Origin of the sequence: Kribbella lupini (assembly GCF_039529595.1) — a bacterium.
Classification (GTDB): Bacteria; Actinomycetota; Actinomycetes; order Propionibacteriales; family Kribbellaceae; genus Kribbella; species Kribbella lupini.
On record NZ_BAAANC010000002.1, the window covers coordinates 743,666 to 769,096 of the forward strand.

The 25,431-nt window shown below is 70.1% G+C and carries 25 protein-coding genes; 8 read left to right on the forward strand and 17 right to left on the reverse strand.

Annotation, left to right across the window (positions count from 1 at the left end; translation table 11 throughout):
* Positions 1–2: 2 nt before the first annotated feature.
* The 4 genes from ABD235_RS16770 to ABD235_RS16785 are packed head-to-tail and all read right to left on the reverse strand — an operon-like array spanning position 3 to position 5,892.
* Positions 3–1,394: a S28 family serine protease gene (locus tag ABD235_RS16770; RefSeq protein WP_344175071.1), complete on the reverse strand. Its 1,392-nt coding sequence runs from the start codon at positions 1,392–1,394 to the stop codon at positions 3–5.
* 50 nt (positions 1,395–1,444) lie between these two features.
* The gene (gene pepN, locus ABD235_RS16775) at positions 1,445–3,895 is read right to left on the reverse strand and encodes an aminopeptidase N (RefSeq protein ID WP_344175072.1); all 2,451 of its coding nucleotides are present in this window, start codon (positions 3,893–3,895) and stop codon (positions 1,445–1,447) included.
* A gap of 24 nt (positions 3,896–3,919) precedes the next feature.
* Entirely contained in the window at positions 3,920–5,203 is a 1,284-nt protein-coding gene (locus ABD235_RS16780; protein ID WP_344175073.1) for a sensor histidine kinase, read from the reverse strand.
* Positions 5,200–5,892, reverse strand: a complete 693-nt coding sequence (locus tag ABD235_RS16785) for a response regulator (protein ID WP_184803563.1) — start codon at positions 5,890–5,892, stop codon at positions 5,200–5,202. The genes ABD235_RS16780 and ABD235_RS16785 overlap by 4 nt, the downstream gene beginning before the upstream one ends.
* A gap of 127 nt (positions 5,893–6,019) precedes the next feature.
* On the opposite strand from ABD235_RS16785, the gene ABD235_RS16790 reads away from it, so the two are divergent.
* The 5 genes from ABD235_RS16790 to ABD235_RS16810 all read left to right on the forward strand — a co-directional run bounded on the left by ABD235_RS16790 (position 6,020) and on the right by ABD235_RS16810 (position 10,151).
* Positions 6,020–6,295, forward strand: a complete 276-nt coding sequence (locus tag ABD235_RS16790) for a hypothetical protein (protein WP_344175076.1) — start codon at positions 6,020–6,022, stop codon at positions 6,293–6,295.
* Entirely contained in the window at positions 6,292–7,311 is a 1,020-nt protein-coding gene (locus ABD235_RS16795) for an AAA family ATPase (protein ID WP_344175078.1), read from the forward strand. Before ABD235_RS16790 ends, ABD235_RS16795 begins: the two co-directional genes overlap by 4 nt.
* Complete coding sequence (locus ABD235_RS16800; protein WP_344175079.1) at positions 7,308–8,246, forward strand: DUF58 domain-containing protein; 939 nt, start codon at positions 7,308–7,310, stop codon at positions 8,244–8,246. Before ABD235_RS16795 ends, ABD235_RS16800 begins: the two co-directional genes overlap by 4 nt.
* The gene (locus tag ABD235_RS16805; protein ID WP_344175080.1) at positions 8,243–9,190 is read left to right on the forward strand and encodes a VWA domain-containing protein; all 948 of its coding nucleotides are present in this window, start codon (positions 8,243–8,245) and stop codon (positions 9,188–9,190) included. Before ABD235_RS16800 ends, ABD235_RS16805 begins: the two co-directional genes overlap by 4 nt.
* 181 nt (positions 9,191–9,371) lie before the next feature.
* Complete coding sequence (locus ABD235_RS16810; RefSeq protein WP_344175081.1) at positions 9,372–10,151, forward strand: S1C family serine protease; 780 nt, start codon at positions 9,372–9,374, stop codon at positions 10,149–10,151.
* A 72-nt stretch (positions 10,152–10,223) separates the two neighbouring features.
* Here ABD235_RS16810 and ABD235_RS16815 read toward each other — a convergent pair whose 3' ends face one another.
* A complete protein-coding gene (locus tag ABD235_RS16815; RefSeq protein ID WP_344175082.1) occupies positions 10,224–10,643 on the reverse strand; it encodes a PRC-barrel domain-containing protein in 420 nt (139 codons plus the stop codon).
* Between the two features lie 45 nt (positions 10,644–10,688).
* Complete coding sequence (locus ABD235_RS16820) at positions 10,689–11,063, reverse strand: hypothetical protein (RefSeq protein WP_344175083.1); 375 nt, start codon at positions 11,061–11,063, stop codon at positions 10,689–10,691.
* Positions 11,064–11,145: 82 nt separating this feature from the next.
* Here ABD235_RS16820 and ABD235_RS16825 point away from each other — a divergent pair, with 82 nt between their 5' ends.
* Entirely contained in the window at positions 11,146–12,036 is an 891-nt protein-coding gene (locus ABD235_RS16825; protein ID WP_344175084.1) for a LysR family transcriptional regulator, read from the forward strand.
* 22 nt (positions 12,037–12,058) lie between these two features.
* On the opposite strand, the gene ABD235_RS16830 is transcribed toward ABD235_RS16825, so the two are convergent.
* The 10 genes from ABD235_RS16830 to ABD235_RS16875 all read right to left on the reverse strand — a co-directional run bounded on the left by ABD235_RS16830 (position 12,059) and on the right by ABD235_RS16875 (position 22,860).
* Entirely contained in the window at positions 12,059–14,005 is a 1,947-nt protein-coding gene (locus ABD235_RS16830; protein WP_344175085.1) for a hypothetical protein, read from the reverse strand.
* Between the two features lie 199 nt (positions 14,006–14,204).
* Positions 14,205–14,699 carry a DUF3592 domain-containing protein gene (locus tag ABD235_RS16835; RefSeq protein ID WP_344175086.1) on the reverse strand — a complete coding sequence of 165 codons (495 nt, stop codon included), beginning with the start codon at positions 14,697–14,699 and terminating at the stop codon, positions 14,205–14,207.
* Between the two features lie 53 nt (positions 14,700–14,752).
* On the reverse strand, positions 14,753–16,174 hold the full coding sequence (xylB, locus tag ABD235_RS16840) for a xylulokinase (protein ID WP_344175087.1): 1,422 nt from the start codon (positions 16,172–16,174) through the stop codon (positions 14,753–14,755).
* Positions 16,174–17,154: a sugar-binding transcriptional regulator gene (locus ABD235_RS16845; RefSeq protein ID WP_344175088.1), complete on the reverse strand. Its 981-nt coding sequence runs from the start codon at positions 17,152–17,154 to the stop codon at positions 16,174–16,176. Before ABD235_RS16845 ends, xylB begins: the two co-directional genes overlap by 1 nt.
* A complete protein-coding gene (locus ABD235_RS16850; protein WP_344175089.1) occupies positions 17,151–18,629 on the reverse strand; it encodes a mannitol dehydrogenase family protein in 1,479 nt (492 codons plus the stop codon). Before ABD235_RS16850 ends, ABD235_RS16845 begins: the two co-directional genes overlap by 4 nt.
* Positions 18,626–19,471 (reverse strand): carbohydrate ABC transporter permease, encoded by an 846-nt coding sequence (locus ABD235_RS16855; protein ID WP_344175090.1) that lies wholly within the window; start codon positions 19,469–19,471, stop codon positions 18,626–18,628. Before ABD235_RS16855 ends, ABD235_RS16850 begins: the two co-directional genes overlap by 4 nt.
* On the reverse strand, positions 19,468–20,421 hold the full coding sequence (locus ABD235_RS16860) for a carbohydrate ABC transporter permease (RefSeq protein ID WP_344175091.1): 954 nt from the start codon (positions 20,419–20,421) through the stop codon (positions 19,468–19,470). Before ABD235_RS16860 ends, ABD235_RS16855 begins: the two co-directional genes overlap by 4 nt.
* 10 nt (positions 20,422–20,431) lie before the next feature.
* Positions 20,432–21,832: an ABC transporter substrate-binding protein gene (locus ABD235_RS16865; RefSeq protein ID WP_344175092.1), complete on the reverse strand. Its 1,401-nt coding sequence runs from the start codon at positions 21,830–21,832 to the stop codon at positions 20,432–20,434.
* 127 nt (positions 21,833–21,959) lie between these two features.
* Positions 21,960–22,385, reverse strand: coding sequence for a hypothetical protein (locus ABD235_RS16870; RefSeq protein WP_344175093.1), 426 nt, complete (start codon positions 22,383–22,385; stop codon positions 21,960–21,962).
* A gap of 46 nt (positions 22,386–22,431) precedes the next feature.
* The gene (locus tag ABD235_RS16875) at positions 22,432–22,860 is read right to left on the reverse strand and encodes a hypothetical protein (protein ID WP_344175094.1); all 429 of its coding nucleotides are present in this window, start codon (positions 22,858–22,860) and stop codon (positions 22,432–22,434) included.
* A 184-nt stretch (positions 22,861–23,044) separates the two neighbouring features.
* On the opposite strand from ABD235_RS16875, the gene ABD235_RS16880 reads away from it, so the two are divergent.
* A complete protein-coding gene (locus ABD235_RS16880; protein ID WP_344175095.1) occupies positions 23,045–23,644 on the forward strand; it encodes a uridine kinase family protein in 600 nt (199 codons plus the stop codon).
* A 223-nt stretch (positions 23,645–23,867) separates the two neighbouring features.
* Positions 23,868–24,539, forward strand: a complete 672-nt coding sequence (locus ABD235_RS16885; RefSeq protein WP_344175096.1) for a hypothetical protein — start codon at positions 23,868–23,870, stop codon at positions 24,537–24,539.
* A 13-nt stretch (positions 24,540–24,552) separates the two neighbouring features.
* Here the strand turns inward: ABD235_RS16885 and ABD235_RS16890 are convergent, their stop codons facing one another.
* Complete coding sequence (locus ABD235_RS16890; RefSeq protein ID WP_344175097.1) at positions 24,553–25,413, reverse strand: DNA-3-methyladenine glycosylase family protein; 861 nt, start codon at positions 25,411–25,413, stop codon at positions 24,553–24,555.
* Positions 25,414–25,431 lie beyond the last annotated feature (18 nt).

Here is a 25,431-nt window from a genome sequence, read left to right on the forward strand (position 1 = left end):
TCTCAGCGCGCCTTGAACTGCCGGGCGCCCGGGTCGACCGTCGTCTGCTGGATCGCCGGCTGGGCCGCGACCCCCATCCACTGCTGCAGGATCGTCGTCGCCTCCGCCCGCTGGGCGTCGGGCAGGCCGCCGATGTTCGAGCCGTGGTTGCCGGCCGGCTGCGTGTACCAGTGCGAGTCCCGCGTGCCCGGCCCCGGCGCGAACTTCTCCGCGCTCCACGGGTCGTTCTCGCCGTACACGAACAGCATCCGCCGTGCCTGCGTCTTCACCCAGAGATTGACGTCGAGCATCGCGAACGGCTCGTGCCGCGGCTCGATGCTGTCCGGTACGGCGGCCGGCGCGTCACCGGCCTCGCGGTAGTGCAGAAGGCCCTTCAGCCACGTCGTCTTGCTCGCGACGTCCGGCCAGTTCAGCTGCTGGGTCGCCTGGAAGTAGTACGGCAGGAAACCGGCCGTGCCCTCGTCGGAGTAGAACGCCCAGCCGGAGATCTGGTCGATGAAGTCGAACAGCTGCTGGTCCGTCGCGGCCGCGGTACCGGGGACGTCGGGACAGCTCGCCTGCGTGCTGTACTGCCAGAAGGCGAACGGCGTGTCCAGTACGGCGGCCTCCAGCGCCCGGTCCGCCGATCCGAAGGTGCTCTCGTAGGTGAGCCCGTTCGCGGCGGCGTACTCCTTGAGCTTCGCCAGCATCGCGGGCCGCCGCAGCAGCGTGTTGCGCTGCATGTTGCGCAGGGCCAGGTTGCACTGCGGATCGGTCCCGGCTTCCTGGATGAAGGAGATGTACGAATCCCGCTTGTTGACCACGTCCTGCGGCGCGACGTACGCGACGGTGGCGTCGACGTCGTTCGGGTAGAACCGGCGGTGGTAGACCGACGTCATCCCGCCCTTCGAGGCGCCGGTCGACACCCACTTGCCGCCGTACAGGGCCTTCTTGAAGGCCTGGACGATCCGGTGGTGATCGGTCGCGGCCTGCCAGATGTTCAGCTTCGACCAGTCCTGGCTGGCAGGAGTCGAGGAGTTGAAGAAGCGCTGCTCCACGTTCAGCTGGTTGCCGTCGACGAGCCGGGTCGGCTCGGACGTGAACGCGCCGCCGACCCCGCCGTACCCGGTGGTGTGCAGGACCGTCGGCCGCGCGAAGTCGCGGTGCCACAACGTGATGCGTTGCTCGAACTTCTCCCCGTTCGGCTTCTTGTGGTCAGCCGGCTGCGTGTAGCGCAGCACGAAGAACGGCTTGCCGCTGATCACGGTGCTGCTCTCGATCCGCAGGCCCGGGATCGTCGCGAGCTTCGCGGCGACGTCGTCCAGGACAGCGGCCGAGGCCACCGCCGGGGTGAGCGAAGAACCGATCAGGGCGGCAACGAGCACTGCGACAACACTGGCAACGAACCGGCGCATGACGGCTCCTCTGCTGGGCGAAGGCTTCACAGACTAAGCCGGATCGCCGGTCACCGCGAGGTCTTCGTCCACAGGGTGCGGGCGCCCACCGCGCGCCGCAGATCGTCGGTCGCGTCGGCGACGGCGCGCCGGATGCCGGCCGGGACCACGTCGTCAGCGATCAGCGACTCCGCCTGGTCGACGACGTTCCCGGACACCGCGTAGCGCGGGAAGATCCGGCCCGCGGTCAGCCCGACCGCGATCCCCGCGCGGATTTTCGCAGTCCCGGCGATCTCGGCGAAGTACCGGTCGACGTACGGCGCGGTGAGCTCGGCCTGGGACGGGTGCCAGAAGCCGGCGCAGAGCGCGTACAGCTCGTTGACGCCGACCGTCGGATCGGTCATCACCCGGTTCCAGGCGGCTTCCTTGCCGTCCGGCAACGCGGCGCGGCACCTGGCGGCCTGGATCGTGCCTTCGGTCGAGTGATCGCGGGCGAGTTCGGCGTCGATCTCGTCGGCGCCGAAGGCACCGAGGCGGACCAGCTGCAGGGTCAGCGCCCAGCGGAGATCGGCGTCGATCACCAGACCGGCTGTTTCCGCTGCACCGAGCCAGGCCCGGAGAAGCTCGGCGTCGCTCGTCGTGGCGATCATGCCCCGCGCGATCGCCAGCTGCAGGCTGCTGCCGGGCGGGCAGGTCACCAGGCGATCGGTCAACGCGTCCGCGAGCTGCGCGCGGAACGGCTCGTACGGAAGTGCCCGGCCGAGCAGGCTGTCCTCGGCCCACCGCAGCAACGATCCGACCGCGATGTCGCTGTTCTCGGCGGGCAGCGCCGCGACCAGAATCTCCAACGCCTGCTGGGGATCCAGGTCACCGTCGGCGACGGAGTCGCGGATGCTGTTCCAGATCACAGCGCGCGTGATGCCGTCGGAAATCAGCGGAAGTACCTTCGGCAGCGCCTCGAGGCCGGCCGCGTCGAGCCGGATCTTCGCCCAGGTGTCGTCGCCGGCGTCCGGTACGACGAGCGCGGCCGCCGGGTCGAGCGCGACCGGGACCTCGTCCGCGTCCAGCAGTACGTCGACCGACGTGGGCCGGCCGGCGTCGTCGTACGCGCCGACCCTCAGGCGATGCGGGCGCTCGGCGTCGTCCGGCCTGGAACGGCGCAGGACCACGCCGTCCGTCGTACGGGTGACGCTGATCGTGTCCAGCCCGGACGTCCGGAGCCACTGAGCCGACCACTCCGCGAGCCCGACAGCGCCCGCCTCGGTCAGCTTCGCGACGAACTCCGGCAGGTCCGCGTTGCCGTACTCGTGCGCGGCCAGGTGCGCGTTCACGCCGCGCAGGAACACCTCGTCACCCAGGTACGCCGCGAGTTGCTTCAGCACCGCCGCGCCCTTGGCGTACGAGATCCCGTCGAAGTCCTCGAGCGTCTCGCGGGCGTCCTTGACCGGATCGGACGCGACCGGGTGCGTCGACGAGCGCTGGTCGGCCTGCAGGCCCCACCACTTGCGGACGTAGCCGAAGTCCTCCCAGTGCCCGCGGTGGTCGGTGACGTCGTGCGAGACGCGGTGCGCCATGTACTCCGCGAACGACTCGTTGAGCCACAGGTCGTTCCACCACTTCATCGTCACCAGGTCGCCGAACCACATGTGCGCCAGCTCGTGCACCAGGATCCGGGCGCGGGTGCTGCGCTCGGCGTCGGTGACGTTGGACCGGAAGACCAGTTTGTCGTCGACCGTCACGCAGCCCGGGTTCTCCATCGCGCCGAGGTTGAAGTCGGGCACGAAGACCTGGTGGTACTCGCCGAACGGGTACCGGTAGCCGAACAGCCGGTGGTACTCGTCGAAGGCCTGGCCGGTCACCGTGAAGAGGTCCTCGGCGTCGCGTTCCAGGTACGGCGCGAGCGACTGGCGGCAGCCGAGGCCGAGCGGGATCCCGTCGTACTCGGAACGGATCAGGTGGTACGGCCCGGCGACCAGCGTGACGAAGTACGTCGACAGCGGCTTGGTCTCGGCGATCGTCCACCGGCCTGGCGTGATCTGCTGCGCCGGTCCGTTGCCGAGCACGATCCAGTCCGGCGGGACGGTCGCGGTGATCCGGTACGGCGCCTTGAGGTCGGGCTGGTCGAAGCACGCGAAGTACCGCGGCGCCGACTCCAGCGACGACATCCCGTACAGGTAGACCCGCCCGTCAGCCGCATCCACCGACCGCTGCATGCCCTCGCCGTCGTGCGCGTACGCCATCACCGCGTCGACAACCAGCTCGTTCTCCGCCGCGAGATTCGTCAGCGGCAGGCGCCCGTCCTCCACCAGCCCCACATCAACCGGTACGCCGTTGAGCCTGGCGGACACCACCTCACGAGCCTTCACATCCACCCATGTCGCCCCGGCCCGCGCCGCGAACCACACGGTCGACACCGCCCGAAACGTCTCGTCCCCACCGGTGAAGTCGAAGTCCAGCTGATACCCCCGGACCTCCACCACCGCGGCCCGGCCACGCGCATCATCCACAGTCAGAGCAGGCATCCCCCGAACCTAGCAACCCACAGGTCAGGAACGTGGCCCGAGCGGATCCTCGTCAGCCGGAGGTGTCGGCGTGCGGCGGGTGTCGCTCGTCAGCGAGCGCTCCGGCAGCCACACGACGAAAGTGCTGCCGACGCCGATCTCCGAGTACAAGGACACCGTGCCCCCGTGGGACTCGGCGATCTGGCGGACGATGGCGAGACCGAGCCCGGCTCGGCGTTGGCCGGTTGAGGGGACGGTGGCAGGAGCCTGGCGCTGGCCGGAGCGGAAGAAGCGGTCGAAGACTCGGTCGGCGTCTTCCTCGGCGATACCCGGACCCTCGTCGCGGACGGCGATCCAGGCCCAGCCGTTGCGGCTTCCGACAGCGAGGACCAACTCGCTCCCGCCTCGGGCGAGGCGGACGGCGTTCGACAACAAATTGTCGACCGCTCGCCGCAAAGCCGAAGCGTCGCCGGCGGCGATCGGGCCGGGAGCCAGTCGGCGTACGAGACGGATCTCCCGATCGGCGGCCAGCAGTGCGTACTCCTCGGCGGCCTCACCCGCGATGCCGGCCAGGTCCACGTCCGCGTCGACGAAGGCCGGCGACGAACGTCGGGCCGAAGCGAGCAGATCCTCCACGAGCCGCGTCATCCGCTGGATCGCCCGGGAAACGATCGCGGTCGCCTGCGCCCGGTCCTCCGGCGGGGTGTCGTCGTGCGCCAGTACGGCGTCGACGTTGGCCTGGATCACCGCCAAGGGATTGCGCAGCTCGTGCGACGCGTCGTCGACCAGCTGGCGCTGCGCGACGAACGCCGACTCGAGCCGGACCAGCATGTCGTCGACGGTGTCGGCCAGGTTGCGCAGCTCGTCCCGCGGACCCGTCAGCGCGATCCGCCGGGACAGGTCGGTCGCGGAGATGTCCTGCGCGGTCGCCGTGATCGCGCGCACCGGACGCAACGCGCGACCCGACAACCACCAGCCGGTGCCGAGACTCACCAGGAACAGCACGCCCATGCCCGCCGCCGAGTAGTTCCGCAGCGTCTGCAGGGTCTGGTAGTTGACCGCCGACTGGATGCTGGAGATCTCCGCGGCCTGGATGATGTACCCGGGCTTGAGCTTGATCTCGCCGTTGTGCTCGTAGGTGACCTTCTTGACCGTGATCGGGTCGAGCGGCTTCGGATCCAGGTACGCCGACAACGCGAAGTACAGACCACCCAGCAGCAACGCCGACAACGCGATCAGTACGGCGGAGTACGTCAGCGTGAGCCGGAAGCGAATCGTCTGCGCCCACCCGGGCAGCCTGGACGTCAACCCGCTCGGGAAGATCCTCATGTCTCACCTCTCAGCCGGTAGCCCCGGCCGATCACCGTTTCCAGCAAGGGGTCCTCGCCCTCCTGGGTGAGCTTGCGCCGCAGCGTCCCGACCGTCACGCGGACGCTCTGCGTGAACGGATCGGCGTTCTCGTCCCACACGTGCTCGAGCAGTTCCTCCGCCGACACGACGTGCCCGGGCCGCGACATCAGGTACCGCAGTACGCCGAACTCCTTCAGCGTCAGCGGCAGCTCACGTCCGGCCCGCGTCGCCAGGTGCCGCGCCGAGTCCAGGACGAGGTCGCCGACGTGCAACTGGGTCGACCCGTTCGTCACGTCCCGCCGCAGCAGCGCGCGGATCCGGGCCAGCAGCTCGACCAGCGCGAACGGCTTGGTCAGGTAGTCGTCCGCACCCTCGTCCAGCCCGCGGACCCGGTCGGCCAGCGACGCCCGCGCGGTCAGCATCAGCACCCGCAGCTCGCGCCCCGACGCGACCTCGATCTCGCCCCGCCGTACTGCCCGGCACAGGTCGAGCCCGTTGGTGTCGGGCAGCGTGATGTCCAGGATCGCCAGGTCGTACGCCGTCGTGGCGAGCTTCTCGACCGCCTCGGCGCCGGTCAGCGCCGTGTCGACGGCATAGCCGGCCCGGCCGAGTCCCGAGCGCAGCGCGCTGACCAGGCCTTCCTCGTCCTCCACCACCAGTAGTCGCACATGCCAAAGGTAACGGCGATCGCGGCGTGCTCCGGGATGCGCTTTCGGTCGCCTTTCGCTCGGCTTTCCGGTCGTTTTCGCAGCCGGGTGATGAATTGGTCGCACGATCCGATCAAAGGAGTCACAGATGAACTTCCCCGGAAAGCGTGTCCTGCTCGGTAGTGCGGTCGCCGTCGCGGCCCTCGGCGTCGGCGGGTTCGCGTACGCCGCCGGCAGCGACCCGGTCCCGTCGCAGGGGTACGTGACCGTCGAGGACGGCGCGACCACCCCGTCACCGGGCACCGAGGGTCAGGCCCAGCCGCGCGACGGCCGCGACTGCCCCGAGAAGAGCGGACAGGCCCAGCCCGAGCAGAGTCAGCCCGAGCAGAGCCAGAGCCAGGCCGACCCCCAGGGCAACGCATGACCGCAGTACTCGAACGCGCCCTCTTCGAGGTGAAGCGGGTCGTCGTCGGCCAGGACCAGCTGGTCGAGCGGATGATGGTGGGCCTGCTGGCCCGCGGTCACTGCCTGCTCGAAGGGGTCCCCGGCGTCGCCAAGACGCTCGCCGTACGGACCCTGGCGGAGGTGATCGGCGGCCGGTTCGCCCGGCTGCAGTTCACGCCCGACCTGGTCCCCGGTGACATCGTCGGGACCCGGATCTGGCGGCCGTCGGCGGAGGGGTTCGACACCGAGCTCGGCCCGATCTTCGCCCACCTGGTGCTCGCCGACGAGATCAACCGGGCACCGGCGAAGGTGCAGTCGGCGTTGCTGGAGGCGATGGCCGAGCAGCAGGTCAGCATCGGCGGGGTGAGCTACCCGTTGCCGGAGCCGTTCCTGGTGCTGGCGACGCAGAACCCGATCGAGTCCGAGGGCGTCTACGCGCTGCCCGAGGCGCAGCGGGACCGGTTCCTGCTGAAGATCACCGTCGACTACCCGACCCCGATGGAGGAGCTCACGATCCTGCAGCGGATGAGTTCGCACCGGCCGCACGCGAACGCCGTCCTGACGCCGGAGATGGTGCGTGAGTTGCAGGAGGCAACGGAAGACGTCTTCGTGCACAACGCGGTCGCCGAGTACGTCGTACGGCTGGTGCACGCGACGCGGGAGCCGCAACAGTACGGGATCAACGATCTCGGCGGCGTGCTGGAGTTCGGGGTGAGCCCGCGGGCGACGCTCGGACTGGTCGCCGCCGGGCGCGCGCTCGCCTTGCTGCGGGGCCGCGACTACGTGCTTCCGGCCGACGTGTACGACGTCGCGCACGACGTGATGGCGCACCGGCTGGTGCTGACCTTCGACGCGCTCGCCGACGGGGTCGATCCCCGGGCAGTGGTGTCGCGGGTGCTGCACGCGGTCGAGCAGCCGCACGTCGTACCGGCTGACGACGGTCCCGGAATCAACGCCGTACAGGGCTTCGACGCCAGCGGTGGAACCGCGGCATGACAGGCCCCGATCTGTTGGCGGGGCGCGAGCGGGCGTTGCGCTCGCTCGAACTCTCCGTGAAGCGGAAGCTGGAAGGCTTCCTGCGCGGCGAGATCACGGGCCTGCTCAGCGGTCCGGGCAGCGAGCCGAACGAGGCGCGGCCGTACCAGGCCGGGCAGGACGACGTACGGCGAATGGACTGGAACGTGACGGCCCGTTCGCTCGAACCGCACGTCCGGGCGCCGCTCGCCGAGCGCGAGCTGGAGACCTGGGCGCTGATCGACGCGTCGGCCAGCATGGACTTCGGTACGGCGCTGAGCGAGAAGCGTGACCTCGCGATCGCCGTTGTCGGCGCGGTCGGTCTGCTGGCCGACCGCCCCGGCAACACCCTCGGTGTCCGAGTGGCCGTGGGCAACCAAGTCCGTCGCATTCCTGCTGTTGGCGGGTCGGCGGCGCTGCGTCGCACCTTCCGCACCCTACTGTCGTTGCCCAGAGCAACACCAGGCGAGCACCCGGAGACGGATCTCGCCACCGCCATCACCCGCCTCAACCGAGAGCACCCCAGACCAGGTCTCCGAGTAGTCGTCTCCGACTTTCACACCAGTGATTGGGGAGACGCACTCAGGAGATTGAGCGCTCGGCACGAGGTGATCGCGGTCGAGGTGCTGGACCCCCGGGAGCTGGAGCTGCCGGAGGTCGGACTGCTCACCGTGGTCGACCCCGAGACGGGCCGGCGGCGGGAAGTGCAGACGTCCAGCAAGAAACTGCGGCGGCGGTACGCCGACGCGATGGAGCAGCACCGCGAGCGCACCGCCCAAGCCATCCGGGCCTCGGGAGCGGCGCACCTCGTCCTGCGGACCGACACCGACTGGGTCCGGGACGTCGCCGCGTTCGCCTCCGCCCGCAAGCGGGCCGCCGCCCGCCGAACCCCTCGAGGGAGGACCGGTATCCGATGAGATTCGAGCAACCCCTGTGGCTGTGGCTGCTGCTGGTCGCGGCCGCCCTGGTGGTCGCGTACGTGATCGCCCAACGCCGCCGCAGCCAGTACGCCGTACGCTTCGCCACCCTGCCGATGCTGGACAAGGTCGCCCCCAAGCGGCCCGGCTGGCGACGCCACGCCCCGGCGTTCGCGTTCCTGGCCGCGATCGTCGTGCTGACCATCGCGATCGCCCGCCCGGTCACCGACGTCCGGGTTCCGCGTGAACGCGCGACGGTCGTGGTCGCGATGGACATCAGCAACTCGATGGCCGCGACCGATGTCGCGCCGGACCGGTTCAGCGTCGCCAAGGAGGCCGCGACGCAGTTCGTCCGCGAACTGCCCGAACAGTTCAACGTCGGTCTGGTCTCGTTCGCCCGGACCGCGACCGTGGTCGCGCCCCCGAGCACCAACCACCAGGCCACCGTCGACGCGATCGAGCAGCTCACGCTGACCGACAGCACGGCGATCGGCGAGGCCGTCCTGACCAGCCTGCAAGCGGTCCGGTCGCTGGACAGCCAGGCCGCCGAGGACCTGCCGCCGGCGCGGATCGTGCTGCTGTCCGACGGCGGCAACACCGCCGGACGGCCGATCGACGAGGCCGCGCAGGAGGCGACGCAGGCCGGCGTACCGGTCTCGACGATCGCCTACGGCACGCCCGAAGGCACGATCGACCTCGAAGGCCGGTCCATCCCGGTCCCCGCCGACGCCGAGTCCCTGCAGGGACTGGCCGAGGCCACCAGCGGTTCCTTCTACGCCGCCGAGAGCGACGAGGAACTGCGCGACGTGTACTCCGACCTCCAGTCGTCCATCGGCTGGACCACCGAGCCACGCGAGATCACCAACCTGGTGGCGGGAATCGCCCTGGCCGCGGCGCTGCTGGCCGGGCTGGCGTCGCTGCTGTGGTTCTCGCGGCTCCCGTGAGCACCAAGGAGCACTTGTGAGTCCTCATCTGGGTCACCCCTTCCGCGGGCCGCACTACCAGCCCGGTCCCCCACCGGCCGCTCCGCCGCCACCGGAGCAGCAAGCGGCCTTCCCGTTCCCCGTCACCCCGGCCCCCGCCCCGCCGGCTCCCCCCTCTCCGGTTGTGGCACCTGAGGCCGGGGTGACGGACAAGCCGGTACGCCGTACCGGCCGCACGCTCGCCGCCGGGATCGCGCTGTCGGTCCTGGCCGGCGGGCTGGCCGGTGCGGTCACCGGCGGGTGGGGCGACGACAGCCCGCCGGCCGCGACCGCACAGTTGCCGCAGGCATCGGCTCCGTCGGCGGCCGGTGGCGGCGGTCCGTCGATCGCGTCGGCGGCCGAGAGCGTGCTGCCCGGGGTGGTGTCGGTCCGGGCCGGGCGGGCCACCGGCTCGGGCTTCGCGATCGACTCCGAAGGCCACGTGGTGACGAACGCGCACGTGGTGGAAGGCGCCCGCGACGTCTCGATCGTGCTGTCGAACGGGCGGACGCTGGACACCAAGATCATCGGCGTGGACGCGGACAACGACCTGGCGGTACTGCTGGTGTCCGGGAACGCGTCGAGCTCGGGACTGCGGTCGCTCCCGCTCGGCCGGTCCTCGGAGCTGAAGGTCGGCGACCCGGTGCTCGCCGTCGGGTCGCCGCTGGGGCTCGAAGGGACCGTGACGGCGGGGATCGTCAGCGCGGTCAACCGGCAGGCGCGATTCGGCGACAGCGGTGCGCGGCAGACGGCGATCCAGACCGACGCGGCGATCAACCCGGGGAACTCGGGCGGCCCGCTGGTCAACGCCGCCGGTCAGGTGGTCGGCGTGAACACCGCGATCGCCACCCTCGGCAACTCCAGCCGGTCGGGCAACATCGGCATCGGCTTCGCCATCCCGGTCGACCGGATGACGACGATCGTCCGCGGGCTGATCGACTGATCGTCTGCTTGACTGGGACATACTTCGGCCCGCCGCGGATTCCATGCCACGCGGCGGGCCGAAGCTCTGTGTCTACGGGCGGTACGGCGGCCGGCGGTAGATCGCGCCAGGCGCCCAGAACGGGCCGATCTCGTAGTACTGGTACAGGGTGTCGAAGTAGTCCGGGGCGTCGGTCAGCTCCGGGTCGTAGCCTGGGGCACCGATCACCGTCTGCTCGTCACGGTCGATCGTCACCTCGTCCTCCGTCACCGACCGCACCAGTTCGACCGGGACCAGCCGGGACTCCTTGCCGAGGCCGAGGAACCCACCGTCGACGACCTCGAGCAGCCGGACCTTCGCCTCGTCGTGGTCGAGGAACAGCCCGTCCACCTTGCCGACCTTCTCCCCCGCGGCGTCCACGACCGTCCGGCCACGGATGTCGTCGGCCGGGTCCGCGAGCACCAGATCGGTGTCGCCCAGCTTCACCAGCGGAACCTGCGCCTGCTCGTTCATCGTCGTACTCCCTTCCGGTCCTCTGGTAGCCGCAAGGGAGTCTGATCAAACGGGCCGCAGCACCCCGGAGACCGGCGCCGGGCCCGCGTCGCGGTCGAGATGCCGCCCGACCCAGTCGTCGAGATCGACCGCGGCTTCCTCCGGATCCTGCAGGAGGTGAGCCCGCCACCAGTCGTCGGCAGGCCGCTTCCTCCACCGGATGCTCTCTTCCGAACGGCCCAGAGCAGCAGCGATCCGTGGCCAGCTCTCACCTCTCGACCGGGCGACGGCAACTACCGCATCGACGTACCGGTCAGTGGCTCGAAGGACCGCACAGGCGGCGGCGAGCTCGTCGACAGCCGTCGGAACAGCCGCACCGGCGGTTTCCGCGAGCTGGCACGCCTCGTACGACAGCGCTACTCGCGCCACGGCCTCGTCCATGTGTCGAGGATCCGTCTGGTTGGTGGCCAGCACAATGCGCGATTACCGCAGCCAGCCTCTGCCCAGGACATAGGCTGACCCCATGCGCTACGACCTGGAGGACCTCCGGCTCTTCGTCCACGTCGTCACCGAAGGGTCCATCACCGCAGGCGCCCGGCGGATGCACCTGAGCCTTCCGTCGGCCAGCGCCCGGGTCCGCGCGCTCGAGGCGCAGGCCGGTCTGCCTCTGTTGATCCGCGAACGCAGGGGTATCCGCCCGACGCCCGCCGGCAGCACCTTGGTCCGACACGCGGAGGCGGTGCTCGCCGAGACCATCCGCCTCGACAGCGCGATCGCGAGCTACACCGCCGCGCCGCGCAGGCCCGTCGTACTCGTCGCTGGTGCTTCCGGGATGCACCGCATCGTCCCGCTCGCGCTGACGTCGTACCTGCGTGCCTTCCCGGAGTACGACGTCGCCGTGTCGGAGCACCGGACCCCGGAAAGCCTTCGCATGCTGGCGGAAGGCGAGGCCGACCTCGGCATCGTCCTGCACGACGAGGCCGAAGACACCGACCTCCGGCTCGAACCGCTTAGCGAGGACCACCTGGTGGTGATCGGCCAGGCCGGCGGCATCCTCAGCGGCCGCACCGGCATGACGTACCGCGAGGCCGCCGAGCACCCGATGGTCGGCCTGTCCCTCGACTCGTCCCTACGCCAGTGGATCGACCGGCACCTCCCGGCCAACGCACCGGTCCCGCGCTACCGCACGCTCGTCCCCGACCTGCACACGCTGATCCCACTGGCAGCCGCAGGCGCCGGTCTGGCCATCACCCCACGCAAAGCCGTCGCTCCCCACCCGGACCTCGACGTCTGCCCACTCACCGATCCCTGGTCCCTGCGCCGCCACCTGCTCGCCCACGGCACCCGTCGCCCACCCTCCCGACGAGCGACGGATGCCCTGGCGGACCACATCCGCACAGCGGCGAACACCTGAGCCGGCCAGCCAGCCCGCTTGGCTAGCTGACCTTCACCGTCGCCGCGCCGGACAGGCCGGCGGCGTGCTGCGTGGTCGCGGCGCGCAGCACCCGCACGCCCCAACTTCCGGCCGTCGGGAACGCGTAGCCGAGCGACGTCACGGTGCTGGTCGGTACGGCGACACTGCGCACGATCGTCCACGTCGTCGACCCGGGCTTGCGGACCTGCAGGTGCGCGACGGCTCCGGCGTCGTACGGCGACGCGGCGACCTGATAGGTGACCGCCTTGCCGCGCGTCGCCGAGGTCGGCACGCTGCGCCAGACCACGGTCGCGTAGGAAACCGCCGCGATCGAAGGCGAAACGACGGTTTCAGCCGGTACCGACGACGCCAGCACGGCGCGGAAGCTGCCGTTGACCCCACTGGTGAACGGGATCGAAGCGATGCCGCCGGCAACGGTCTTCACCGAGCCGACGGTCGCCCACGCCGTACTGCCGACGACCTGACGCTGAAGCGTGACGGTGACACCCGCCGGAGCCGCGGTCCACGCTCCGGTGGTGTGGTTGTCCTGCACGGTCACCTTCGCCGTACCGCGGGCGCCGTACGGCGTGGCCGGCGCACTGACGACCGCCCGCCGGGCCGCGTACACCTGGACGGGCTGGCTGATCACCTTGTAGTAGCCCACGCCGGTGTCGAGCGAGAGGCTCAGGTAGCTCGCACCCGACGCCTTCGGGGTCACCGGGGCGGTCGCGCGCAACGTGCCGGAGGCACAGAGCTGGCCCATCGGGACCGTGTCCATCGGCTTCGGCGCGGTCAGTTCGACGTAGCAGGTCGTCAGCGGGTACCCGACCGGCCCGTCGGCCGACAGGGTCACCGTCGACTTCCGCCCGACAACCAGCGTCGGCGCGACGGCCTTGCCGCTGAAGTCCGACACGACCACCGACTGCTTCGCCGGCTCGCCGATCATGCGGCCGGCCTGGTCGTACAGGGTGAACTCGGTCTGGTGCGTCCCGATCGGCAGCTCGGCACCCTGCATCGAGACGCTGACCGACTGACGCGCGGTTGGTTGCTGCCAGTTGTTCGTCGACCAGCCCGGCGTCACCACGACCTGCCGCTCGGCACCGTTGACCGTCAGCTTCACCGTGGCCGGCCGGCTTCCGCTGAGCAGCGGCCCCTGGACGGTCAGCGCGCTGCCGTACGGCGCCGCGCCGGCGATCATCCACTCGTCGCGCGCGGCGAAGCCCGCCGGGTTGGCGTGGGTGACGCGGAGCGACGAAGTGCGGCCCTGGCCGTAGAAGCCATCGGTCCCCCGGGCCTTGGTCTCGACCTGGTACAGCCCGTCGGCGAGGCCCGACAGGTCCAGGTCGAACAGCGCGTCCTTGCTCAGCCCGCGGCTGATGCTGAACGGCGCCGAGGTGGTCGTCCGGGTCACGCCACCGCTGTCGATCAGCCGGAGCTCGGCGACCGCGTCGCCGGGCGGGTAGTCCACGCTGACCCGGAACGTACCGGTCGCGTCCGCGACGCCGCCGTCGAACAGCTCACCGGCGCGGAGGTACTTGACGTCCGAGATCGCCGTCGGACCGCTGAGGTACAGGGTCCCGCCCCCGTAGGTGACCACGCCGCCGGCCGTCGTCAGCTTCGCGGAGAGCAGCGCCGACCCGCCCCCGGGCCGCGGCGTGTTCCACTCGCCGAAGCGCAGCGGGACGGTCACCTCGCACCCGTCGGCACACGACCCGGCCGGGATGTCGACCGCACCGGACACGTAGTACCCGAGCGTGACGTCGACCCGTCCGCTGGACTCACCGCCGAGGTCGACGGCCATCCGCACCGCCAGGTCGCCGAGCGGCACTGTGCTGTCGGCGGCCGGGCTGAGGACCGTCACCGACGGCTCGGCCACCGCCGAAGCGGCCGCGGTGGCGGCCGGCAGCACGAACGCGACCAGCCCGAGCGAGAGCACCGCGGGCAGGACGCGGCGGAACGACGTACGCATGAAGACCCCCAAGAACGAACGGCGCGACCGCGCCTCACCGCCTTATCGTTGCCCAGGGCCCTTTCGTTACAGCCCGTGCACGAAGCTGCAGTCAGCCGGGCAGCCGCACCGCTCCGATTCCCAGCATCACCACGGCGGCCACCCCGAAGAAGATGGGACCTGACCATCGCAGCGCCTTCGTACCGGCGCTTCCACTTGGTCACGAGTGCTTGCCCCGGCGGTAGAACTGCGTGCTGGCGTAGGCCAGCAGGCCCGCGCCGAGTGCGCCGGTGAGGCTTGGGAGCACGTAGTCGAAGCCGTAGTCGGCGGCCTGCATCCTGGTGGGGTGCCGGGAGTCGTAGACCACGTCGATCGTGGACCCGGCGGTGGCCTGGTCGTAGTTTCCCGTGCTGTCTTCGACGGTCTGGCCGGCTTGGGTGGTGTAGCGGACCTCGATCTTGGGGTGCTTGCCAGAGCCGATGTCGAGCACCGTGGCCGGGACCACCTCGCCGCGGTGCTGGAGCAGGTAGGTGTCGCTGCCCACCCAGACTCCGAAGGCCAGGACAGCGACCGCGAACGCCAGAGTGATCAGGCCGTCCAGGTCCCAATGCCAGCGGCGGCGGCTACGTTCCTCGCGGAAGGTGCGGGCGGCGACGCGCTTGGCCCGCCGGGCGGCTTTCGCCCGGCGGGTTGCTTGCGTCTTCTTGCTGGTCATCGGTCCTCACCGGTTGGTCGGGAGTCGGACGGCCCGGCCGGTGTGGACGTTCCCTAGGGCTGGGTGAGGAGCGGGCGGGTTCCCTGGAGGACGGCGGCGTAACGGGCGCGCACCTCGGCAGCCTCCGAGTCGCTCAGGATCGAGGACTCGGGCTTGCCTACGGCAACGGACCAGGTGGGCGGGGTGTCGGCGCCCGACAGCGCCCACGCGGCCTGGCGGGCCGCGCCCAGCGCGACGTACTCGCCGGGCTCGGGCAGCACGACCGGTGCCCCCAGCAACGCAGGAGCAAGAGCCTGTACGGCGCGGGAGCGCGCCGCGCCGCCCAGCAGGAGCACGCGCTCTACCGGCAGCCCCTGGGCCCGCAGTGCGTCGACCGCGTCGGCCAGGCCGCACAGCATGCCCTCGACCGCCGCACGGGCCATTGTCGCGGGCTGCATGGTCGCGCGGGTCAGCCCGTAGACCAGACCGGTGGAGTGCGGCAGATCCGGCGTGCGCTCGCCATCCAGGTACGGCAGCAGGACCAGTCCGTTGCTCCCGGGCGAGTTCAGCGCCGCTTCGTCCAGCTCGGCCAGCTCCATCCCCAGCAACGTGGCCGTGGCCGACATGACGCGTGCGGCGTTCAGTGTGCACACCAACGGCAGGTAGCCCCCGGTCGCGTCCGCGAACCCGGCGACAAACCCGCTCGGGTCAGCAGTCGGCGTCGTACTGGTCGCGAAGGCGGTTCCAGAGGTCCCCAGCGACACAGCGACGTCCCCGGGCTGGAGGTCCAGGCCCAGAGCGGCCGCCATGTTGTCACCGGTCCCGGCAGCGATCACCGCACCAGAAGCGGTCTCGCCAACGATCTCCCGGGGCCCAGCAACCCGCGGTAGTGCCAGCGACCGGCCGAAGGCACGCTCAACCAGGTCGGGCCGGTACGAGTTGGTCGCCGGGGACCACCAGCCAGTCCCGGACGCGTCGCCACGGTCGGTCGTGAGGTCCTCGATGCCGTTGCGTCCAGCAGCGAGCTGGTGCGTCAACCAGTCGTGCGGCAAAGCAACCGCTGCAGCACGCGCCGCAGCCTCGGGGGCAGCCGACTGTACCCAGCGCAGCTTGGTCACCGTGAAGCTCGGCACCGGCAGCGAGCCGATCGCCTCGGCCCACGCCTCAGCACCGCCCAGCTCGGCGACCAGTTCCACAGTGGCGTCGGCCGAGCTGGTGTCGTTCCACAGCACCGCCGGGTGGACCACAGCACCAGAGCCGTCGAGCAGCACCATCCCGTGCTGCTGGCCACCGACGGACAGAGCCTGTACGTCGTCCAGCAACCCCTCCGACGCGATCTGGTAGGCCTTGAGCCACTCGGCGGGGTCCACCTGGGTGGCGTCGGGGTGCGGCGCCCGGCCCTCGCGCAGCACCTCCCCGGTCTCGGCGTCGCAGACCACGACCTTGGTGGCCTGGGTGGAGCAGTCGACACCGGCGACCAGTTTCGGCTGTGTCATCAGACAGGGTTCCTCTCGGCGGCGGCAAGTAGGCGCAGGACTTCGCGGGCCAAGTCTGTGGTCGTCACCAGGGTGCTGACCAGTCCCGACCGGACCGCTGCGATCACCGCGGGAGCCCGGTGCGCGCCGGCCGCCAGTGCGACCCGCTCGGCTGGGCGGCGCAACTGGTCGATCGACACCGCGATGATCATCTGCTCCAGCGGTGACTCGACCAGTTTGCCGTCCACGTCCAGCAGATGCCCACTCACCTCGGCCACAGCGCCTCCGGCGACGCCTTCGTCGCGGACCGACTCCGACACCGCGTCCCACACTGTGGAACAGCCGGCCCGCCAGGCGCCGATCGCGACGACGGAGATGTCCAGGCCGTCGGCCATCGCCAGGGTGTCGGCGATCCCCGGCTGGCGGCGCAGCGCGGTCACCGCGGCGACGTCGTCCACCACCAGCGGCGCGTGCACCGCGTACGCCGTACCGCCGGCCAGCTCGGCCGCACGACGGGCCAGGTCGACCGTCGTACCGCCACCGGCCGGGGAGTGCAGCGAGCCCGCCATCTGGATCACCGTGCACGACGGCAACGCGTCGAAGTGGTCGACCATCGCGTCGACCGCCCGGCTCCACGTCAGCCCCAGCAGGTCCCCCGCCCGGACCAGCGGCATCACCGTCCGAGCAGCAGCCTCCGCGACCTGCGCCCGGACCTGCTCGGCCGACCCGGTCGCCGTGGTCGCCACGCAGCGCGGGATGCCCAGCACCGCCGCCAGCTCCTCGGACAGGCCGCGGTCGACCGGCGAAGGGCTCTTGATCTGGATCTGGACGATCCCCCGCTCCCGGGCGCCCTCCAGCAACCGGGCGACCTTGAAGCGGCTGAGGCCGAGCTGCTTGGCGATCTCCACCTTGGAGGTGTTGTCCAGGTAGTACCGCCGGGCGACGTCCGCGAGCAGCTCGTCGTCCTCCCCCCGCCAGCTCTCGACCCCCTCCCCGCTCATCGGGCCAGGTCCTCCAGCGTCGCGCGGGCGCCACGCTCGTGCAGCGACGCAAGCGACGCCTTGTACGCCGTCACGAACCGCTCGTCGTCCACGAGGTCGCCGAACAGGTCCCGGTCGGAGATGAACACCAGTGGGTCCTCCTGGTTGTGCTGGGCGCGCTCCACCAGCTTTTCGCGCAGCCGGTCGACCACCTCGATCGGCTCACCCTGCTCGTCCACGCCCTCGGCGTACCGGGCCCAGGAGGCCACCACCAGCGCGGACCGCTCGACACCACGTCCGGCGGCCAACTGCTCGCGGATCACCGGCACCAGCCACTTCGGGATCCGGTCCGAGCTCTCCGCGCACAGCCGGGCCAGGGTGTCCCGCACCTCGGGGTTGGCGAACCGCTCGATCAGCTGGTGCTTGTACTGCTCCAGGTCCACCCCCGGTACGGCGGGCAGCGTCGGCTGGCCCTCCTCGGTCATGTAGCCGAGCAGGAAGTCGACGAACAGCTTGTCCTGGCACACCTCGTGCGCGTACCGGTAGCCGGCCAGGTACCCGAGGTAGCACAGCGCCTGGTGACTCGCGTTGAGCAGCCGCAGCTTCATCAGCTCGTACGGCTCGACGTCCTCGACGACCTGCACCCCGACGTCCTCGTACGGCGGCCGCACGCCGCCGAAGTCGTCCTCCAGCACCCACTGCGTGAACGGCTCGCACACCACCGGCCAGCCGTCCTCCACCCCGAACCGCTCGGCCAGCGCCTCCCGGTCCGCGTCGGCGGTGACCGGCGTGATCCGGTCGACCATGCAGTTCGGGAACCGCACCTCGGCCTCGATCCAGTCCGCCAGTTCGGCGTCCCGGAGCCGGGCGAAGGCGGTCAGCATCTTCTTCGCGACGTGCCCGTTGCCCGGGATGTTGTCGCAGGACATCACCGTGAACGGCTTCGTGCCCGCCGCCCGGCGCCGGGCCAGCGCCTCGATCACCAGCCCGAACGCCGTACCAGGAACCGCTCCCGGCTCCAGGTCGGCGGCCAGGCCGGGGTCGGACGCGTCCAGCTCGCCGGTCACCTGGTTGACGTGGTACCCGCCCTCGGTGATCGTCAGCGACACGATCCGCGTCGCCGGGTCGGTCATCCGGGCCAGCACCGCCTCCGGGTCGTCCGGCGCGAACAGGTACTCCACGATCGAGCCGATCACCCGCGGCTCGAGCGTGCCGTCCGGGTACTTCACCACCAGCGTGTAGAGGCAGTCCTGGGCCGCCATCACGTCGGCCATCCGCCGGTCCTGCGGCAGCACGCCGACGCCGCAGATCCCCCAGTCCAACGCCTTGCCCTCGCCCATCAAACGGTCCAGGTACATCGCCTGGTGCGCCCGGTGGAACCCGCCGACCCCGAAGTGGACGATGCCCGGGCTGACCGCCGTACGGTCGTAGGCCGGCACGCCCACCTGCGGGTCGAGCGACGACAGTACGGCGGAACTGAGCTTCTGCAAGGTCACTTGACGGCTCCCAGCGACAGGCCCTGGACCAGCTTGTCCTGGGCGGCGAAGCCGGCGATCAGGACGGGCAGCGACACCACCAGCGAGGCCGCGCAGACCTTGGCCAGGAACAGCCCCTGGCTGGTGACGAAGCCGGTCAGGAACACCGGTGCGGTCTGGGCCACCGTACCTGTCAGGACCCGGGCGAAGAGCAGCTCGTTCCAGCTGAAGATGAAGCAGATCAGCGCCGCCGACGCGATCCCCGGCGTCACCACCGGAGCGACCACGGAGCGCAACGTCCGGACCAGCCCCGCGCCGTCCACCGAGGCCGCCTCGAGGATCTCGACCGGCACCTCGGCCAGGAAACTGCGCAGCATCCAGACCGCGATCGGCAGGTTCATCGACGTGTAGAGCACGATCAGCAACCAGATGTTGTCCAGCAGCCCGGTGAACTGGGCGAACAGGTAGATCGGCAGCAGCCCGGCCACCACCGGCAGCATCTTGGTGGACAGGAAGAAGAACATCACGTCGGTCCACTTCTTCACCGGCTTGATCGACAGCGCGTACGCCGCCGGGAAGGCCAGCAGGATGACCAGGACCGTGGACAGGATGCTCGCGGTCAGCGAGTTCGCGATCGACGGCCACGGGCCGCTGTCGAAGAACGACCGGTAGCCGTCCAGCGTCAGCGGCGCCGCGACGGCCGGCGGGTTCTTCGCCGCGTCCTCCTCGGCGTGGAACGAGGTCAGCGCCATCCACAGCACCGGCAGCACGAACAGCGTGCCGACGATCCAGGCCAGCCCGCTCAGCGCGACCCCACCGCCGCGCTTCTTCCTGCCCGTCACGATCGTCACCGTGTTGCTCATCGGCTCTCCTCCTTGAACAGCGACGAGACCGACCGCAGGGCGAACGTCGCGATGATGATCGTGCCGATCACCACGATCACGCCCGCGGCCGAGGCCCGGCCGTAGTCGTGCGCGGTGTAGAAGGTCTGGTAGATCGTGTACGGCAGGTTCGCCGTACCGAGTCCACCGGACGTGATCGTGAAGACCGCGTCGAAGTTCTGTACGACGTAGATCGAGCCGAGCAGCGCGCTGAGCTCGAGGTACTGGCGCAGGTGCGGCAGCGTCATGTAGCGGAAGATGTCCCACTGGCTGGCGCCGTCGATGCCGGCGGCCTCGATCACGTCCAGCGGCCGGCTCTGCAGCCCGGCCAGCAGGATCAGCATCATGAACGGCGTCCACTGCCAGACCAGCGCGAAGATCACCGACCACAGCGGCTGGTTGCTGATCCAGTCCGGCTGCGGCGCGTTGTCCCCGAAGATCCAGGTCAGCACGCCGTTGAAGAGCCCGTACTCCGGGTTGTAGAGCGCGTGCTTCCACAGCAGCGCGGCCGCGACCGGTACGACGAGGAACGGCGTGATCATCATCGTCCGGACCACGCCGCGGCCGCGGAACCTGCGGTCCAGCAGCAACGCGATGCCGAGCCCGAGCAGCAGGCTGATCAGGACGACGGCAGCGGTCAGCAGGATCGTCACCAGGATCGCCTGCCGCGTGTTCGCGTCGGTCAGCACCCGACGGAAGTTGTCGATCCCGGCGAAGCCGCGCTCGTCGGGGTAGTAGGCGTTCCAGTCCATGAACGAGGTGATGATCGTGACCACGAACGGCAGCTGGGTCACGATGATCATGAAGATCAGGGCCGGCAGCAACGGTGCCCGGCGGGCCCAGTCACCGGTCTTGCGCAGCATCGTGGACTGCGATCCGGGCGGCCCGGCCGCGTGCCGGCCGCTGGGGCGGGCCTCGGTGTCGACACTCATGACGGCTTCCTCACTTCGCTTCTCGGGAGCGATAGCGCTCGGCGACGTCGTCGGCGAGCTCCTGCCCGCGTTTCAGGGCCTCGTCGACGCTCATCCGGCCCGCGATCGCCGAGCTGACGTCCTGGCTGACCTGCGTCCCGAGGTCGGGGAACTCGGGCACGTCGACGAACTGGATCCCGATCGCCGGCCGCGGCTGGACGCCGGGGTTGCGCGGGTCGGCGGCCTCGATCGCCTTCCGGGTCGGCTCGGCGAACGCGCTCGCCTCCTGCACGTACTGCGGATTGGTGTACGTCGAAGCGCGCTTGCCGGCCGGGACGCGGGACCAGCCGAGCTCCTTGCCGACCAGCTCCTCGTACTCCTTGCTGGACGCCCAGGAGATGAACTTCCAGGCGTTGTCCTTCTTCTTGCTGGCCTCCTGGATGCTCCAGGACCATGCGTACAGCCAGCCGGAGCTGTCGGTCTTCACGACCGGCGCCGGGGCGTAGCCCATCTTGCCCTTGACCGGTGAGTTCGGCGCTTCCAGCGATCCGGCGGCCGACGTCGCGTCGTACCACATCGCGACGTTGCCCTGGACAAGGTTGTTCAGGCACTCGGTGAAGCCGGCCTGCGGGGCGCCGAGCTCGCCGTGGTTGCGGACCAGGTCGACGTAGAACTTGGTCGCCTCGGTGAACTCCGGGGCGTTGACCTTGGCCTGCCAGTCCTCCGTGAACCAGGTGCCGCCGAAGGTGTTCACCACCGTGGTCAGCGGCGCGAACAGCTGGCCCCAGCCCGGCTGGCCGCGCAGGCAGATGCCGCGCATCCCCGGCTGGGCGTTGTCGACCTTGGCCGCGATGTCAGCGACCTGCTGCCAGGTCGGCTTGGCCGGCATCGTGACGCCCTTGGACTGCAGGATGTCCTTGCGGTACATGAGGAACGACGACTCCCCGTAGAACGGTTCGCCGTACACCTGGCCGTCGGCGCCGCTGAGCGACTCCGTCATCGGCTTCAGGACGTCGTCCTGGTGGAAGTTCGGGTCCTTGGCGATGTAGTCCGACAGCGGCGCGATCCACTTGCTGGTGGCGTAGATCGGGATCTCGAAGTTGCTCAGCGAGGCGACGTCGTACTGGCCGGCCTGGCTGGAGAACTCCTGGCTGATCTTGTCCCGGACGTCGTTCTCCGGCAGGACGGTGTAGTTGACCTTGATCCCGGTCCGCTTGGTGAAGTTGTCGGCGGTGAGCTTCTGCAGGTCGACCATCTGCGGGTTGTTCACCATCAGCACGTTGATGCTGTCGGCGCCCCCACCGCCGGCCCCACCACCCCAGCCGGCGCAGCCACCGACCGTTGTCACCAAGGTGAGGGCGAGTACCGCAGCCCCCACCCGCTTCCGCTGTTCCAGCACGAGCTGCTCCTTCGTTCCGTCGGACTCGCTCATCTGAGCAGGGCGTTGCTCAAACTAGAGTGAAGCGTTTGCGCGGCGGGTGTGTCAAGAGTTCGAGGCACATGGGAGCACCCCGCCGCTCAGATGAGCGGCGGGGTGATTGGGTTAGGGCTTGGTTGAGCTACTGCTGCTCGGCGCGGGCGGCCGCCGCTTCCTGGCGGCGCTCGTCCACACCTTCGAAGTACGCCTGCTCGAGCCGCCGGACCGTGAACGGCGCAAAGAGCGCCGGCGCCGTCGGCCACATCACGAAGTTGTCCAGCTCCCCGAAGGCCACCACAAGCAACGCGACCAGGGTCAGACCGATCACCGTCGGCCCGCCGATCCGGCTCAGCAGGCGGTCGCCCGGACCGACGACCGGCGTTCGCGTGACAGTCGCCGCGGCGAACAGCACGACGAGGACACCGACGATCGCGACCACCACGCCTGCCCGAATCGGCCCGGCGGTCCAGAAGCCGTCGAGCCTGCTCATCCACACGATCTCGTACGCGAGCAGCAGGGTGACGACGGCGTAGGCGAAGGCGCCTGGGCGAGTCAACCGGTTCGGCATGCGTTCAGACTCCGCTCGTCGGGGTGGTGAGGGTGCATGGTGGTTGTTACCGCTCCTCGGCGCGGGCGGCAGCAGCCGCCCGGCGGGTCTCCTCGACACCTTCGAAGTACGCACGCTCCAACCGGTTGACCCCGAACGGCACCAGCACCGCGGGCGAGATTGGCCACACCCCGAAGTTCTCCAGGCCGCTCACCGCCACCACCAAGAGTGCCAAGGCGGTCAGGCTCAGTAGAACAATCCAGCCGTACTGCGTGAGCAAGTGATCGCCGTCGCCGTACAACGGTCGACGGCTGACCGTCGCGGCCGCAAAGAGCGCACAGGTCGCCACGGCGACAAGTTCGAGCAGCACGGCAGCCCACAGGCGGTTGCCGTCCCAGACGACATCCACGCCGATCATCCAGACCGCTTTGCCGCCGACGAACACGGTGACGAGGGCGTACACGAGCGTGCCGGCGCGGGTCAGCCGATTCGGCATGGTGGCCTCCGCTCGTGGGGGCGGAGGCCCGGTCGGGCTCCGCTGGTCGGGGGTGGGGGCGGACCGGTCGGGGTCCGCTCGTGAGGGCTGGACCGGAGGCCTGGCTCGGGTTCCGGTCGTCGGTGACATCGCCGGTCGGACGCCTGGTGTTACCGCGGCGTTCCCGATGGCGCAGAATAGCCCGGTGAGTGCGCGTGTGGTCCTGCTGGCCGGGCCGTCCGGGACCGGGAAGTCCCATCTGGCCGAACTGGTCGGGCTGCCGGTGGTCCGCCTCGACGACTTCTACCGCGACGGCGACGACGCCGCGATGCCGCGGTCACCGCTCGGCATCGTCGACTGGGACGACCCGGCGTCGTGGGACGCCGGCCGCGCGGTCGACGCGCTGGAGACGTTGTGCACGACGGGTTCGGCCGAGCTGCCGACGTACGACATCAGAGCGAACGCCACCGTCGGGCACCACCGCGTGAGCACCGCCGGCCACCCGCTGGTGATTGCCGAGGGCATCTTCGCCGACCAGATCGTCGCGGACCTCAAGAGCCGAGGCCTCCTGGCAGCGGCGATCTGCGTGCGCCACCACCGGATCGTCACCTTCGTACGCCGCTTCCAGCGCGACCTGCGCGAGCACCGCAAGCCCCCGTTCACCCTGCTCCGGCGGGGATTGCTGCTCCTCAAGGACGACCCGCGCGTCGTCCGTCGCTGCCTCGACGCCGGCTGCGAGCCCCTGAGTCCGAAGGCCGCCCGCCGCCGCATCGCCGATCTACTCGCCGCAGCTTCAGCACATTAGAACTTCCTCGCCCAGCCGCGCACTTACCTCTGATCCGGGCCGGGACCTCCAACCAACGGACTGGCCCCCAGCCCGGCCGCCTTAGCGCGCCCATCACCCACCACCATGGCGCGTGTTCGGTGACACGCCGGTCACGGTGAGTCTTGTTGTTCGGTGGTTGCCTGGCGTTCACCTTCGTCTGATGGGGTCCGGCTGAGGAGTTCCTTGAGCTGGCGGAGGAGTTGTGAGGCGGACTGCGCCGGGCGTGACCGTGCTGGTTGTGTGCGCCCTGCTGGCGTTGCCGGGGTGTGCGGGTGGTGATGCAGGAGCCGCAACGACCCGTACGGCGGACAGCGCCGCCGCGCCCGCGGCCCCGAGTGCTCAGCCGGTGGCGCCGAAGAGTGCGCTGGCCGGGCTCATCGTCGTACCGAACGGGTACGGCCCGGACGCGCGGGAGCTGAGTGGGCCGTTCACGCTGCAGTCGTTCCTCGGCACGATTTCCGGCGTACCGGCCGAGGACCGCGCTCTGCTGCTGAACGCGAGCTTCAAGGAGGGCTACCAGGCGGTGCGGCTCAGCCCGGATCGCGAGAAGCAGTACACGATCCGCCTGTTCCGGACCGGCTCGAAGCGCAAGGCGCAGGACCTGCGGGCCGGGTTTTGGAGCCAGGACATTTTCAGCGGCAACTACTCCGTGCCAGGCGTGCCCGACATTCGCACCGGGCGCCGGGTCGGGCCCAACGGGGTCCCCGACGAGATCGAAGCCATTGCCCAGGCCGCGTTTGTCACCGGCAATCTGCTGGCCCAGATCACCGTCCGTCAGAGCGGCCCGATCACCGGCAACCTGCAGCCCGACACCAAGCTGGCGACGGCGCTGGCTCAGCAGCAGTACAAGCGCCTCACCACCAAGTCCGGCTGAAGATCCAGCAGCGTCAGCTGTCCGCGCGCAGATAGTGCGCCCAGTAGCCACGCCAGGGGCCGTAGCGGTCGGACAGTTGCACGAGCGCCTTCTCGTCGAGAGCCCGGCCGTAGACGCGGGCAGCGGCGCGCAGGAACTCCTTCTCCGTCGGCATTTCGTCCGTCCGGCCCAGGCCGCGGATCATCACGAACATCGCCGACCACGGCCCGATCCCTGGCAGCGACAGCAGTTGCTCCTTGGCTTCCTCGTACGGCGCCTGGCGCAGCTCCGTCTCGGACAGGTCCAGCCAGCGGCGCGCCGCGCCCTGCAGGTAGCCGGCCTTGCGCACGTTGCCGATCACCTCGGCGAGGTTGTCGAGGGCCACGACCTGCTCGGCGTCCGGGAACGCCGGGTGAAGGATGCCGTCGGCCTCGAACAAGTTGCCGGTGGCCTCGATCAGCGCCGCTTTCGCCTTCACCGCAACGGCTCTCGGCGTCCGCTGCGACAAGATGGCCCAGGCAACGTTCTCCCACGGCGAGCTGAACTTCACCTGGTGGTACCCGTACAGCCGCTCCACCACCGGCCGGAACTCGTCGTCCGCCAGCGCGTAGAACTCCTCCAGCTCGTCGTCCAGACTGAGGAAGAACCGGATCCGGTCCAACGCCGCAGCAACCGCCGCCTGTCCCTGCGCCCCGCTCAGCCTTACTTGGACCGCCGTCCCACTCGCCGAGACCTCGGCGAGCACGGTCTCCCCACCCACCCGAAGCGCCTTCACCAGCCGCCCGTCACCAATCCGCTGCTCCCCAGCAGTCGGCGAGAAACCACCGACGAACCGCAACGACATCCCGAAGTCGAAGGGCGCCGCCGCGGTGAGGTGATGCTCGGAGTTCGTCATACAGCCAGACTGCCGGGC